Annotated in this window: 9 protein-coding genes; 3 read left to right on the top strand and 6 right to left on the bottom strand. The window is 35.3% G+C overall.

The window, feature by feature from the left end:
- Positions 1–2 precede the first annotated feature (2 nt).
- The 4 genes from ACKWCD_RS05295 to ACKWCD_RS05280 all read right to left on the bottom strand — a co-directional run bounded on the left by ACKWCD_RS05295 (position 3) and on the right by ACKWCD_RS05280 (position 6,475).
- A complete protein-coding gene (locus ACKWCD_RS05295) occupies positions 3–3,173 on the bottom strand; it encodes a SusC/RagA family TonB-linked outer membrane protein (RefSeq protein ID WP_413982887.1) in 3,171 nt (1,056 codons plus the stop codon).
- A gap of 352 nt (positions 3,174–3,525) precedes the next feature.
- Complete coding sequence (locus ACKWCD_RS05290) at positions 3,526–4,704, bottom strand: THUMP-like domain-containing protein (protein WP_413982886.1); 1,179 nt, start codon at positions 4,702–4,704, stop codon at positions 3,526–3,528.
- 7 nt (positions 4,705–4,711) lie between these two features.
- On the bottom strand, positions 4,712–5,800 hold the full coding sequence (locus ACKWCD_RS05285; RefSeq protein WP_413982885.1) for an AI-2E family transporter: 1,089 nt from the start codon (positions 5,798–5,800) through the stop codon (positions 4,712–4,714).
- Between the two features lie 24 nt (positions 5,801–5,824).
- Positions 5,825–6,475 carry a DUF4159 domain-containing protein gene (locus ACKWCD_RS05280; protein WP_413983011.1) on the bottom strand — a complete coding sequence of 217 codons (651 nt, stop codon included), beginning with the start codon at positions 6,473–6,475 and terminating at the stop codon, positions 5,825–5,827.
- 44 nt (positions 6,476–6,519) lie between these two features.
- Here ACKWCD_RS05280 and ACKWCD_RS05275 point away from each other — a divergent pair, with 44 nt between their 5' ends.
- The gene (locus ACKWCD_RS05275; RefSeq protein ID WP_413982884.1) at positions 6,520–7,305 is read left to right on the top strand and encodes a DUF1223 domain-containing protein; all 786 of its coding nucleotides are present in this window, start codon (positions 6,520–6,522) and stop codon (positions 7,303–7,305) included.
- 59 nt (positions 7,306–7,364) lie between these two features.
- Here ACKWCD_RS05275 and ACKWCD_RS05270 read toward each other — a convergent pair whose 3' ends face one another.
- Positions 7,365–8,072, bottom strand: a complete 708-nt coding sequence (locus ACKWCD_RS05270) for a 16S rRNA (uracil(1498)-N(3))-methyltransferase (RefSeq protein WP_413982883.1) — start codon at positions 8,070–8,072, stop codon at positions 7,365–7,367.
- 43 nt (positions 8,073–8,115) lie between these two features.
- On the bottom strand, positions 8,116–9,144 hold the full coding sequence (tsaD, locus tag ACKWCD_RS05265) for a tRNA (adenosine(37)-N6)-threonylcarbamoyltransferase complex transferase subunit TsaD (protein ID WP_413982882.1): 1,029 nt from the start codon (positions 9,142–9,144) through the stop codon (positions 8,116–8,118).
- Positions 9,145–9,243: 99 nt separating this feature from the next.
- Between tsaD and ACKWCD_RS05260 the strand changes: the two genes are divergently transcribed.
- A complete protein-coding gene (locus ACKWCD_RS05260; protein ID WP_413982881.1) occupies positions 9,244–13,677 on the top strand; it encodes a translocation/assembly module TamB domain-containing protein in 4,434 nt (1,477 codons plus the stop codon).
- Between the two features lie 146 nt (positions 13,678–13,823).
- Positions 13,824–14,810, top strand: coding sequence for a 6-phosphofructokinase (gene pfkA / locus ACKWCD_RS05255; protein ID WP_413982880.1), 987 nt, complete (start codon positions 13,824–13,826; stop codon positions 14,808–14,810).
- Positions 14,811–14,816: the final 6 nt, after the last annotated feature.

Genomic DNA, 14,816 nt, shown 5'->3' with positions numbered 1-14,816 from the left:
GTTTACAATTTTAAATTAATTCCGAAAGTAAGTATTTTTGCTTGTGGGTATACATTAGAATCAATCCCTAAGTTGATTTGATCATTCCCTCTAGCGTTTATCTCAGGGTCAAATCCTGTATACTCTGTAAATGTTAACAAGTTCGTACCTTGAAGGTATACACGTACCGAATTAGCACCAATCTTCTCGGTTATTTTACTTGGTAATGAATAGCCTAATTGAAGGTTTTTCAACCTTAAGAATGAACCATCTTCAACGAAATATGTGCTTGGTCTAGTTTCACCAGTTCCGCCAAGGCTTAATGCTGGTAATGTTGCATCAGTGTTTGTAGGTGTCCAAGAATCTAGCACTCTAGTACTTCGGTTAGAGTTAACAAAGGTAGGAAAGTCGGTATATATTTTGTTATAATTGTAAATTTCATTTCCTTGACTTCCATTAAAGAAAGCAGAAAGATCAAACCCTTTATAACCAAAATTTAAGTTGATACCGTAAGTGAAGTCAGGATGAGGCGACCCGATATAATCACGATCTGCTTCAAAATCAACCGTACCATCACCATCTGCATCTGCATAAGCAAATCTACCATTCTCATCAAAACCAACCACCTCGAGTCCGTAGAATGAAGAAATTGGCCTTCCTACATCAGTTCGTGTAACAATATCATTGTTTCGTAAACCTGGGCTTGAAGAAAGTTGTCCAGACAGAGAAAGAACTTCATTTTTGTATCTCGACAGGTTAGCAGAAATACCATAAGAGAATCCTGAGGCTGTTTCGTCTGCGTAACCTACAGCAATATCAAAACCTCTATTCACAATATCACCTTGGTTTACGTAGTCAGGATTGGCATCAATAGCTGTTGTGGTAACGCCACCAGTATTTTGGGTAATTAAATCAATTGTTTTAATATTGAAGTATTCAACCTCGAGCGTTAATTTACTGTCCAGTAACCCAAGTTCAACACCAACGTTGGTAGATTCACTTGTTTCCCATCTAAGATCGGGATTACCAAAAGCCAATAAAAATGCACCTTCAGCAACTTCTGTTCCATTAATAGGATAGTTTGTTAAGTTTTCATCACTTTCCGAGATATTTAAATCAGGGTTCGAAACAGGTAAGGTTTGATTTCCTAATTGTCCCCATGATCCTTTAAGCTTAAGTCTATTAACTATACCGTCTTCAGGAAAGAAATTTTCCTTACTTACTAACCAACCCGCACTAATAGCTGGAAAAGTTTGGCTTTTATTATCTCCACTAAAGCGAGATGAAGTATCATTTCTTAAGGTACCAGTTACAAAATATTTACCCTGGTAATTATAACTTACGGTTCCAAAAATAGAATAAAGGGAATTCGCTCCGTCATAAGTATTGCCACGGTTAACAAGAGGTGTTCCTGAACCATTGTCTAGCAAGTAAAAATCAGGTGTTTCAAAACGATACCCTGTTCTACTAATAGAAAGGCCTTTGTTTCTTTCACTTAGAGATTCTACACCTGCTATAGCGTTTATAGAATGATCTCCAAATTGCTTCGCATAGTTCATGGTATTTGTCCAAGTCCAGTTAAAACCATTATTGTTTCTTTCTGTCAAGGTATTGGTTGTCAACGGTTCACCGTGTTCAGGATCTAACGCGTTGAAAACACGCCCGTTATATGCTTCTATATTACCAGCCAGTGTTGTTTTAACCGTAAAACCATCAAATAATTTTGCAGATAAATAAACGTCACCAAATACTCTAAATAATTTATTGAAATTATCTTTACCCCTTACTAACTGAGCTACTGGGTTTCTCGTATTGGCAGTACCCAAAGTGTTGAAAGAACCGGCGAAACGACCCTCAGCATCACGCACAGGAACTAAAGGACTCATTCTTAGTGCGTCTTCAACGAAATTACCGTTTCTGGTATCTGAGAATGAAGCACTCATATGTTCTCCAATGGTTACATGCTTTCCAATCTTGAATTCAGTATTCGCTCTAACAACAGCCTGTTTGAAGCCTGTTTCTAGTTGAATACCATCTCGATTTAGGTAATTCGCTGAGAAAAAGTATTTACCAGATTCGTTACCATTTGAAACTGAAACAGAAGCGTTTTGAGTAGGCGCCGTTCTAAAAATAGCATCAAGCCAATCTGTTCCACCTGGAGTAACTGGCACTACTATAGGACTAGAAACAAGTTCCGGATCATAAGAAGTTACATAAGTAGAACCGTTTAAGACACTAGGTACTACAGCGCTAGCACCACTACCATACTGAGGGTGACTGTAGTCTGTTACCCCATCGTTAGCTGCACTTTGAAACAGCATATCACCATGTTGCTGTGCATTCAGGAGTCCTGGTAGGTTTGCTGCTTGAGAAAAACCAGAATAAACATCTACTGAGATCTCAGCTTCGTTCATATTATATCCACCACCTTTGGTAGTGATAATTACAACACCATTTGCAGCTCTTGCACCGTAAATGGCAGCAGCACCATCCTTAAGAACATTCATTTGATCGATGTCATTGGGGTTGATACTGTTTAGAACTGAGGCATTATCCGTTTGTACTCCGTCAATAATAAAAAGTGGATTCGTATTATTTGCTGTACCGAAACCACGAATATTGATTTTAGGTGCTGCACCGGGGTTACCGTTATTGATAACAGTTACACCAGTGACTCTACCTTGTAATGCTTCCGCAGCATTAACGATAGGTGCTTTTACAGCCTCTGAAATATCAACAGATGATACTGAACCAGTTACATCGCCTCTTGTTTGAGTTGCATAACCTAGAACGACCACCTCTTCTAGTTGACTAGCATCTTCAGCCAGACTAACATTGATAGTTGATTGTCCACCAACTGCAACCTCTTGAGAAGCGAAGCCAATATAGCTGAATACCAAAGTAGCATCGCTGTCGGCGTTAATGGTAAAATTACCATCAAAGTCGGTTTGCGTACCATTAGTAGTACCTTTTACCAGAACGTTTGCACCTGGCAATGGAGAGCCATCGGCGTCCGTTACCGTACCAGTAATGGTTGATTGAACACTTTCAAATTCAACTTCTGTTGAATTTGCCTCGGGATTTGCCATGGCTAGTTGTGCACCCAGACAAATCATCATCGATAGAAGCCCGATTCCAAAAGAAGAAATCTTTCTTTTGGGCTTTAGCGAATTGTAATCATGATTTTGATCCATAATTCTTGTTGTTTGTTAGTTTAAAATAAGTTTAAGTTTCTTCTAGTCTCTCAAACGTTTGAGTTAAATGTTAAAAAAACATCAAAGAAGTTGTAATAATACCAAAATTCTCTGTAATTGAACAAGTATTGATTTAGATTTTGTGGTTTTTCTTACTAGTAGAATTTCAAAAAAAACCACTAAATATCTTGTAAGGCACTGTATATCAATTGTTTTGAGTGATTTAGATGTGTTTTTTATGATTTTAATAAAAAATGTGCTCGATAACAATTAAAGGTTAAATTGTTGCTTTTTGGCTAAAAAAGCACTTGCTATAACGTTGGAGTTTTATCAAAAAAAGAGCCATTTCCTTTTAGGTTTTAGCGCAGATGATACATATATGTTTATCCTCAAAATTCTTTAGAAAAAAAAGAAATGATGTACCCCCTTCTTTAATTTTATGTTTCTTCCGAATTGATGCAACGTTTTCTGGAAAGTTTCTGGTGGCAATATTTGCCTTTTCTACTTTGAGTTCTTTCATGTTTTTTTTGTTGAAAGGGAGCACTTTTTCAATTTGAAAACGACGACCAGGGAAATCTACTAGCTGTTCACTTGTATAGAGATGGGTGTGGCGATGCAGTTTTTTTAATAAAAATTTATTCCCGATGGCTTTGAAAGATCCTGCTTTTAATATTGCTGCATTTGGTACATATAAATAAGTGCCTGCTGCCCCGTATACTGGGTTTGTCTTTTTTTCTTCCGATAGCGTGAACTCAAAAATTTGCTTTGTCGATTTTGCAAAATTTATGGTTTTGATGGCTATCTCGTTAGCAAACCCCCTCTCTAAAACCCAAAGCACTTCTTTTACATCATTATCAATAGCTATAATATGAATCTCCTTTACGAATCTGAGTTCTTGAATTCCAAGCGAAATATCTAATAAGGGAGATGTTTTAATTAAAATATGATCTGACCTGCTAAAAAGAAGGTCTAAATTCTCAGGAATATTTGGCAAACAGTCGGCGAGTTTAAAGACTTTTCCTTTATTTTCATTTCTCCTTGAAGGGTCTATAAAAATCCATTCAAAACGTTGTTTGGAATTTCTCAAGAAATCTATTCCATCTTGAGCGAAATTTTGAATATTTTTTGCGCCTAAAATTTGAAAATTATGTAGGGCTATTTGTGCAAGGTTTTTGTCAATTTCACAATGAACAACATGATTTATTATTTGACTAAAAAAATAACTGTCTACACCATAGCCACCTGTTAGATCTAAAAGGGTTTTTCCACTAACAATTGTGCTTTTATAAGCTGCTGCAATTTCAGAAGAAGTTTGCTCAATATTAATCTTTTTTGGATAGTATATTAGAGGAGTGTTAAACCAAGTTGGTAATTTTTTTTCACACTTTTTCTTACTTTCAACTTGTTGCGCTAGCTCTTGGGGTGTAACACCTTCGAAAAGAGGTTTTTTAAGTAAAACTGACATGATGTCAGTACTTATATTTTTATTTATATAATTCTGTACACCAATGTTTAATATATTTTTATTCAAAGTAAAACTATAAATTTTTTGTCAAAGACTTTACAATCTTATTTTCGGATAGAAACTCCTTCAAAATTACCTTTATTGCGGTATATCCGGGTACAGCTATGATCATTCCTGTAACACCAAAGAGTAAACCACCAATAATTATAACAAGGAATATTTCGAGCGGGTGTGACTTTACACTATTTGAAAAAATATAAGGCTGAGAGAAGAAATTGTCCACCAATTGACCAATTACAAATCCGATCATCACGTAGCTGGTTTTTGGCAAAATTACAGTGCTAAAATCAGCTCCTAGATTGCTCGTCATTGACAAAATTAGCATCAGCGCTCCACCGATTATTGGACCCACATATGGAATCAAATTTAGCAGGGCACAAAGGAAGGCAATTACGATGGCATTTTCGATGCCGAAAATGAACAGAACGATGGAGTATATTACAAATAAAATCAAGATTTGAAATACCAATCCTACGAAATATCTAGAGAGCAAATCTTTAATTGTATTAATTGATTTTTGTAAACGACTTTCTTTATTGTCAGGAACGAAAACCATAAGTCCATCTTCAAATAGTTTACTATCCTTTAAAAAGAAAAAGGCAATAAATAGCACCGAAAACAAACCGATGCTTAGGCTGCCTAAAATACCTACAAAAGAATTTAAAAAGTTGGGTATGAATCCGAAATCAAAATTGGCAAAGAGTTTAGAGTTTTTGATACTTTCTTCGATCTCTGTTGAGCTCAGGTCGAAGTAATCTGTAATTTGACGATACAAATTTTCTACATTTACTTGCAGGGCCTCTATATTTAGAAGGGAAAGATTTTGCCCCTGCTTTACTAAAAGAGGAATGAATAGTGCAATAACTCCAGCAAGAATTCCAATTAATAATAACATGGTTACAATAACTGCAATAGTATTGTTGAATTTAAGTCGTCTTCTAAGAAATAATACGATAGGTCTCCCGATCAGTGATATTACCGCTGCAATGGCAATATAAGTAAGTACTGAGCTGATTTGATATAGAAAATAACCAAGAAGGAGTATTCCGACGATTACGGCTAATGCTCTTAAAATACCTTGTGATATGGTTTTGGCGGTCATTTAAGTGATTTGAAGTTTTTTCTATTAATTTTTAAAGATATAGGAAACAATGTTTGCGCCCATTTGTAGGGCTCTTTTCCGAACGTCTTCTGGATCATTATGGACTTCTGGATCCTCCCATCCATCTCCTAAATCTGATTCGAAAGTAAATAATAATACCAAACGATTTTCATGAAATATACCCATTGCTTGTGGTCTTTTACCATCGTGTTCATGAATTTTGGGTAATCCTTCAGGAAATTTGTATTCCTGGGAGAAAATTGGATGATTTGCTCCAATTTCTTCTAATTCTTTATTGGGAAAGACTTTGGTTAACTCTTTGCGCAAGTAAGGCTCCATTCCGTAGTTATCGTCAATATGCAGGAAACCTCCTGATAGCAGATACATTTTCAAATTCTCTGATTCTTCTGAAGAGAAAACCACATTGCCATGACCTGTCATATGTAGAAAAGGATATTGAAAAATATTTGAGCTGCCTACTTCAATGGTTTCAGGTTTTTCATTGATCTTTGTATTTATGTTTTGATTACAAAACCTTATCAAATTGGGTACTGCGGTTGGATTGGCATACCAATCCCCACCTCCATTATATTTTAAAATTGCGATTTCTTGCCCGTGGACCCAAGAAAAAGTTAAAAAGATAAAAGTAAACGCCAAGCGCGTAAGGTGTTTCATCATGGATCGTCTTAAATAAGATAATTTCAAATTTAAGCAATATCATGTTGAAAAATATCTATATCACTTTAATACTACTGGTTAGCATAGTAATAACTGCTTTTACGGGAGAGTTTAATAAGGAAAGCATTGATTCGGTGAGAGAAATAGAGGAAGACGCAACCTACGATCCTGTAGTTGTACTAGAATTATTTACTTCGCAAGGTTGTTCTAGCTGCCCTTCCGCAGATTTGCTCTTGCAAAAGGTGAAAAAAGAATATGAAGATGAGGTCTTTGCTTTATCGTATCACGTTGATTATTGGAATTACATTGGTTGGCGAGACCCTTTCAGTAAAGCGACCTATGCCGATAAACAAAGGGAATATAATTTGAAATTCCGTAATCGAAGCAACTATACGCCTCAGTTAGTAATTAACGGAAAAGAGCATTTTGTAGGTTCAAGTTCTTCAAAAATGTATGAAAAAATCAAAACCTACAAAGAAAAGAAGTCTGCGAACTTAGTTCGTCTAGAGAATATTGCTGTTGACAAGAATAGTATTTCTTTTAAATATGACATTCAAGGAAACTCTAAAAACAAAATTATTAGAACCCTATTGGTTCTCGATGAGCGAACGACTCAAGTTAAGAGAGGTGAGAATAGGAACCGAACATTAACAAATAGTAATATTGTAGTTGTGGAAAAGTCATTTTCTCTTGAAGATTCAAATGGTTCTATGAAAATTTCAATTCCAGAAATTGTAAAGGATTCCGAAAAGTTAAACCTAATTGTTTTGGTTGAAACTGAAGCTTACGATATTACCGGGGCCACAAAACATGGTTTCATAAAATAAAGATTAAAAAAGAAAGTTTTTTTAACTCCGCTTTACTTTAAATGGTAATGCGGAGTTTTTTATCCGTTATTGATCATATTTACCGTGGCGCAAGCAACGATTGCGGCTGTTTCTGTGCGTAGACGGTTTTCGCCTAAAGAAACCGGTAAAAAACCCTTGTTGTAAGCTTGTTTTATTTCATTTTGAGAAAAGTCTCCTTCTGGCCCAATTAATACCGTTACATCTTTATCTGGAGCGACCCTTCTTTTTAAATCTAGTTTCTCTTCATCCTCACAATGAGCAATGAAAAGAAGGCCTTCCTGTGATTTATTGATGAATTCATGATAAGTAATTGCATCGTTCAGTTTAGGAAGATAGGTTTGCAAAGATTGTTTCATTGCAGACTGTAAAACCTTTAGCATACGCTCTTTTTTAACTACTTTGCGTTCTGAATTTTCGCAAATTATAGGTGTTATCTCGTTAACTCCTATTTCAGTTGCCTTTTCAAGAAACCATTCAAATCGATCGTTCATTTTGGTTGGTGCTACTACCAAATGAAACCAATACATTTTTCGATGTGTTTTATTGGTTTCGACGATTTGAGCCATGCATTTTTTTGCATCAGCCACCATTATTTTTGTCTCAAATAGATATCCTTTTCCATTGGTAATATGCAAAAGATCACCTTCTTTTTTACGTAATACTTTTATGACATGCTTACTCTCCTCGGGACTAAGAGTGAATTGAGCTGCGCTGTGATCTAGATCTGGATTATAAAATAATTGCATAAATTTTGAACTGTATTTGTGTTAGAAGATTTTAAAAATAATTTCAAGCGCCGATAGTATAGCGCGCTTTTGCAGTCACATCTTGTTCGCTGAAATCTGATGATATGTATTTAAGATAACCGACTATGCCAATCATAGCAGCATTATCTGTACAGTATTCAAACTTTGGAATATATGTTTTCCATCGATACATATTTTCTGTTTCCAAAAGTGCTTTTCGAATTCCTGAATTAGCTGAAACACCACCACCAATAGCAATGTGTTTGACGCCAGTTTGCTTTATAGCTTTTTTCAATTTATCCATTAAAATTTCGATTATAGTATATTGAATGGAGGCACAAATGTCATTTAGGTTTTCTTTGATGAAATCAGGATTCTTCTTTGTTTCCCTTTGAATGAAATATAAAATTCCTGTTTTGAGTCCACTAAAACTGAAGTTTAATCCGTCAACTCTGGGCTTGGTAAAAGGAAAAGCCTTAGGATTTCCTAATTGCGCATACTTGTCTACTAAGGGGCCACCCGGATAGGGGAGCCCTAAAATTTTAGCACTCTTATCAAAAGCCTCCCCAACGGCATCGTCTAGAGTTTCACCTAAGATTTCCATTTTAAAGAAATCTTCAACAAGAACAATTTGAGTATGCCCACCGCTAATGGTCAAAGCCAAAAAAGGAAAAGGCGGAGGGTTCATCTCATTTTCTTCTATAAAATGTGCTAAAATATGAGCTTGCATATGGTTGACCTCAATTAAAGGAATGCTCAATCCCATAGCCAATGATTTCGCAAATGAAGTGCCTACCAATAATGAACCCATAAGTCCTGGTCCTCTTGTAAAAGCTATGGCTGATAACTGTTTTTTATCGATATTTGCTTTTGATAATGCTTGGTGAACAACAGGAACAATATTTTGCTGATGAGCCCTTGAGGCAAGTTCGGGTACAACACCCCCATATTCCTCATGTATTTTTTGAGTTGCCACCACATTGCTCAACTTTTTTTTATTAGATAAAACCGCGGCCGAAGTATCATCACAAGACGATTCTATAGCCAAAATATAAATAGTTTTATTTTTCATGTGGTTTGGAATAAAAATTGAAGAATAACCAACAGCACAAAGGTAAAACATAAAAGTCCTATCAGAAAACTCAGAAAAATACTGCTAAGAATTGTATTGGTGCTTATACTGATATGTGTTTTAGGTACTATTATTCTCTCCTTGCCTGCAGTTCAAACCCGATTTGCTCAATTTGCCACCAATTCGATTAATGAGGAATTCGGGACTAATATTAATATTGATAAACTCAAAGTTTCATTAATTTCTTGGGATACTTCTTTGAAGGGCGTTTATGTTGAAGATTATGAAAAAGACACGCTTTTTTACATCGATGAACTCACAACCTCGATTTTAAATTTTAGAAATCTATCAAAAGGCAAATTAGAGTTTGGCGATATTAATATAAATCATCTCGATTTTAAACTGAAAACTTACAAAGATTCTACTTCTACCAACTTAGAAATTTTTATAGACAAGTTAGACGACGGCCAGCCTCGTAAGCCAGGCACTCCACCCTTCTTTTTTTCATCATCTGACGTTGAAATAGCAAACAGTACTTTTCGATTGTATGATGAGAATCGTGAGACTGTAGAGCAGTTAAATTTTAAAAATTTGAATATATCAGCAAAGAATTTTCAAATATTAGGTCCTGAGGTGACTACTAAAATAAATACGATGTCCTTTAACAGCCATAGAGGCTTACAGGTTGATAAGTTAACAACAGATTTTAAGTATACCAAACAACAAATGCGTTTTGATTCTCTTGGAATCAAGACTCCGGAATCAAATTTAATTGGCAATTTGGTATTTAATTATGAACGAAAAGATTTTATAGATTTTTTAGACAAAGTAAATATTGTAGCAAACTTTCAAGAGTCAACTCTTTCTTTTGATGAAGTAAATAAACTTTATAATCAATTTGGAAAGGGAAAAAAAGTGGTTTTCTCTTCAAGCGTGAATGGTGTGTTGAATAACCTTAACACAGAAAAGATGTTCGTTCAATCCGATAATACTGGTATTCGAGGGGACTTTAATTTCAAAAATCTTTTCAGTAAGGATAAGCCTTTTGCAATGGATGCAAAAATGAAGAACGTAACGACGAGTTATTATGAACTTCGCTCACTTTTACCCAATATTTTAGGAAAATTACCCACTTCTTTTCAAAAACTGGGACAGTTCACCGTTCGAGGGGATGCTTTGGTTACAGAAACATCAATTGACGCCAAAGTAAACGTAAATACTGCTGTGGGTAGTAGCTATGCAGATTTAGAGCTCACAAATATCAATAACATAGATAATGCAGAGTACAAGGGTTTTGTCTCATTAATTGATTTCGACCTCGGAAGCTTTGCAGAAAGTGAAAACTTAGGCAAGACCACTTTAGATTTCAATGTTGAAGGGAGGGGGTTTGTACAAGAAAATCTAAACACAGAAATAATAGGGCAAGTATATTCTGTTGATTTTAACAGTTATACCTACCAAAACATCAAGGTTTCTGGAATAGTAAAAGATCAATTGTTTGATGGAACATTAGTTAGCAATGATGAAAATTTAAGATTTAATTTCAAAGGGTTGGCTGAATTTGGTTCGGGCAGCAATAATTTCAATTTTATAGCAAATGTTGAATATGCTGATCTTAAGAAATTAAATTTCATCAATGATAGTATTTCCATTTTCAAAGGAAATGTAAATATGGATATTACTGGAAATTCCTTAGACAATATCGCAGGAGATATACGCTTCACGAAAACGAATTTTCAAAATAAAAATGATACTTATTATTTTGAAGATTTTAAGGTTTCTTCAACCTTTGAAAAAGATTCGGTTCGTACAATAGAAATCAATTCCACAGATATAATCACCGGTTACTTGAAAGGGAGATTTAAGACCAAAGAACTTGGAAGACTGGTGCAAAACTCCTTAGGTACTGTATATACTAATTATCGCCCTTTTGAAATTTCCCCAGGACAAGAACTTGCATTCAATTTTAAGATTTATAATAAAATTGTAGATGTTTTTTTTCCTGAAGTAAAGTTTGATCCGAATACTTTTATAAAAGGAAATATAGTGGCTGATGAAGGTGATTTTAAACTTAATTTCAAATCGCCTAGTATCTCTGCTTATGGTACCCAAGCTGATCAGATTGAAGTTAAGATTGATAACAAAAATCCTCTTTTCAACACCTTTGTTGCGGTTGGTGATCTTTCTACGCCTTACTATGATGTAAAAGACTTCAATCTAATTAATACGACATTAAAAGATACTTTATTTTTTAGATCTGAATTCAAGGGAGGTAGCGAATATAATGATAGTTATAACCTCAATTTTTATCATACGTTCAACAAAGAGAATAAATCTGTGATAGGTCTTAAGACGTCTGATGTAAGTTTTAAGGGTAATACTTGGGTTTTGAATAAAGACGGAGATTCTAAGAATAAAGTGATCTTGAACCGAACCTTAGATAGTATTTCGATTCAAGAAATTGTAATGAATAATGAAGAGGAGGAACAAATTCGCCTTAAAGGTACTTTGGCTGATTCTACTTCCAAAAACCTACAATTGCAGTTTAAAATTGTTTCTCTAGATAAAATAGCACCCGTGATCGATAGTTTAGATTTAGGCGGAGAGGTTAACGGAACTCTCAATATCTTTCAAAAAGATGGCGTTTATCTTCCTTCGTCCAATTTAGCAGTTGATAATTTCTCCATTAACGATATCCGACTTGGAGATTTAACAATGGGAATTGTTGGAAATAAAGATCTCACCGATTTTGTAGTTAACACTCAAATTACTGATAAGGGTGTAGAAAAATTAGGGGTATTTGGTAATATCGATAACCAAGGTGATATTCCAAAAGCCGAGCTATTGGCTAATTTTCGTGATTTTGATTTGGAACCTTTCAGTCCTCTAGGAGAGGGGGTCATTGATAATATAAGAGGCGATGTAAATGGAAGTGTTCGAATCAATGGGAGTATAGATAACCCTGAAATTAATGGATTACTCACAATGAACAATGCAGGTATTGCTGTACCCTATTTAAATGTAGACTATAGTTTCGCGCCTAACTCTCGAGTTCTACTTACAGATCAAACTTTTGATTTTGATCAAGTTGCTCTTACTGATGTTGATGAGTATACAAAGGCTACTATTGACGGTACAATTAAACATTCTTATTTTAAAGACTGGACCCTAGATCTAAATGTTGATGCAAATAGTGATCGCCTGTTAATTCTAAATACAGAATATGACGAAGAAGAACTTTACTATGGCAAGGGATTTTTAAAAGGTTCCGGAAGAATTTATGGGCCAACAAAAGCTTTGACAATTAAAGTTAAAGGTGAGACTGCTCGAGGTACTTCATTGAATATTCCGTTGAGTGATGTAGCTTCTTTGGGAGACTATTCTTTTATAAATTTCATTGATAAAAAGAATCGATTTAATATAGATGAACAAAGAATATTGGATGATGTAGAAGGATTGGAGATGGAGTTCGACTTAGATATTACGCCCGAAGCAGAAGTGTCGATTGTTACCGACACTAAAACAGGTAGTACTTTAAAGGGTACTGGAGGTGGAATTATTCTAATGGAAATTAATACTCGTGGTAAGTTTAATATGTTTGGGGAATTTGTTGTTGTAACTGGAGAATATAATTACAAGTTTGGTGGAATTATCGATAAAACGTTTAAGGTTAAACCATTGGGTACAATCAATTGGACGCAAGATCCCCTTGCAGCCCAGTTGAATATGGAAGCTGTATACTCTTTAAGCGCAAACCCAGCACCATTGTTAGACGCAGATAATTATAGCAGAGGTATCGATACGGATGTTGTAATTAGTTTGACTGGAGAACTTGAAAGCCCTGATATTGGTTTTGATATAGAGTTTCCGGGTACAAATTCAATAATTCAATCTGAATTGGAGTACGTATTGCAGGATCCTACTGTAGAACAAGAAAATGCTATCTTTTTATTAGCGCAAGGCTCCTTTGTAGGAAGGCAAAGCGGTATTACAAATCAGGCAATTACTGGTAATATAGCACAATCATTCTCAAGTATGTTTAATCAATTGTTAAGTTCAAATGATGATAAATTTAAACTGGGAATCGATTATGAACAGGGTTATCGTAATGTGAGTTCAGATGTAGCGGCAGATGATAGATTTGGAGTTACCGTATCTACTCAGTTAAGTGATCGAGTTTTGATAAATGGTAAAGTAGGTGTTCCTGTTGGCGGATCTACTGAAACCATTGTGGCAGGGGACGTGGAGGTACAACTCCTATTGAATGAAGAAGGTACTTTAAGTGCAAAGTTTTTTAGTAGACAAGGTGAAATTCAAGACTACCTGGCAGACAATTTAAATAATGGTTCTACACAGGGTGTAGGACTTTCTTATGAGGTAGATTTCGATAGTTTTAAAGAACTTTGGCGAAAGATTTTTAAAAAAGACGAAGAACCTAAGACAGAACCTGCAAAGCCCAAAGCAGAACCCATATCAGTTATGGGTAATGATAGCCTTATTCGATTCTACACAAAAACTAAAGATAAACGTTAGTTTTTGCACAAAACCTAAACTAATAGTTGTATTTTAAACAACAATAGTGTTCTCGAGCACACGAAATCGTTTGATCGATAAATAAAGGGTTCTGAGAGTTCCTAAATTCGAATAAGTTTGCTAATTTCGTGAGCTTAAATTTTTTCATGGCTAAAGAGATAAAAAAGATAGGTGTTTTTACATCAGGAGGTGATTCTCCTGGTATGAACGCTGCTATTCGAGCAGTTGTTCGTACATGCGCTTTTTTGAAAATTGATTGTGTTGGGATTTACCGCGGATATCAAGGAATGATTGAAGGGGATTTTAAACCTATGGACGCACGTAGCGTAAATAACATAATTAATAAAGGCGGTACAATTTTGAAGTCGGCCAGATGTCAAGAATTCAGAACCGCAGAGGGAAGAAAAAAGGCCTACGAACAGCTAACAGCAGAAGGAATTGATGCCTTTGTGGTTATCGGTGGAGATGGTAGTTTTACCGGTGCAATGATTTTTAATGAAGAGTATGGTTTCCCCGTTATCGGAATCCCAGGTACTATTGACAATGATATTTATGGCACTTCAAATACCTTAGGTTTTGATACGGCATGTAATACAGTAGTTGAAGTAATAGATAAAATCAGAGATACGGCGAGTTCACACAATAGATTATTTTTTGTTGAGGTTATGGGTCGCGATGTAGGCCATATTGCTCTGAATGTAGGAGTGGGAGCAGGGGCTGAAGAAATTTTAATACCAGAAGAAAATTTAGGACTTGAACGACTTGTAGAGTCTTTAAAACGAAGTAAGAAATCGGGTAAGTCTTCAAGTATTGTAGTAGTTGCTGAAGGAGATAAAATAGGTAAAAGCGTATTTGAGCTTAAAGAATATGTAGAAGAGCATTTACCAATTTACGATGTTCGAGTTTCTGTATTAGGCCATTTACAGCGTGGTGGCGCCCCTTCTTGTTTTGATAGAGTATTGGCAAGTAGAATGGGAGTTAAGGCGGTAGAAACTCTTTTAGAAGGAAAATCAAACCTTATGGTCGGTATTCAAAACAATGATTTAATACTTACTCCAATTAACAAAGCTATAAAGGGAGAATCTAAGATAGATAAAGAGCTTATTCGAGTATCTGATATAATGACAACATAATTTAAT

Source organism: Maribacter taeanensis (assembly GCF_047345145.1).
Taxonomy (GTDB): domain Bacteria; phylum Bacteroidota; class Bacteroidia; order Flavobacteriales; family Flavobacteriaceae; genus Maribacter_C.
The sequence above is the reverse complement of the archived record's forward strand: the minus strand, read 5'-3'. Positions and strand labels throughout refer to the sequence as shown.

What these genes read in the sequence shown, in the direction of transcription:
- ACKWCD_RS05295 (WP_413982887.1), bottom strand. Translation starts at nt 3,173, where the DNA reads ATGGATCAAAATCATGATTACAATTCGCTAAAGCCCAAAAGAAAGATT.
- ACKWCD_RS05285 (WP_413982885.1), bottom strand. Translation starts at nt 5,800, where the DNA reads ATGACCGCCAAAACCATATCACAAGGTATTTTAAGAGCATTAGCCGTA.
- ACKWCD_RS05280 (WP_413983011.1), bottom strand. Translation starts at nt 6,475, where the DNA reads ATGAAACACCTTACGCGCTTGGCGTTTACTTTTATCTTTTTAACTTTT.
- ACKWCD_RS05275 (WP_413982884.1), top strand. Translation starts at nt 6,520, where the DNA reads ATGTTGAAAAATATCTATATCACTTTAATACTACTGGTTAGCATAGTA.
- ACKWCD_RS05270 (WP_413982883.1), bottom strand. Translation starts at nt 8,072, where the DNA reads ATGCAATTATTTTATAATCCAGATCTAGATCACAGCGCAGCTCAATTC.
- tsaD (WP_413982882.1), bottom strand. Translation starts at nt 9,144, where the DNA reads ATGAAAAATAAAACTATTTATATTTTGGCTATAGAATCGTCTTGTGAT.
- pfkA (WP_413982880.1), top strand. Translation starts at nt 13,824, where the DNA reads ATGGCTAAAGAGATAAAAAAGATAGGTGTTTTTACATCAGGAGGTGAT.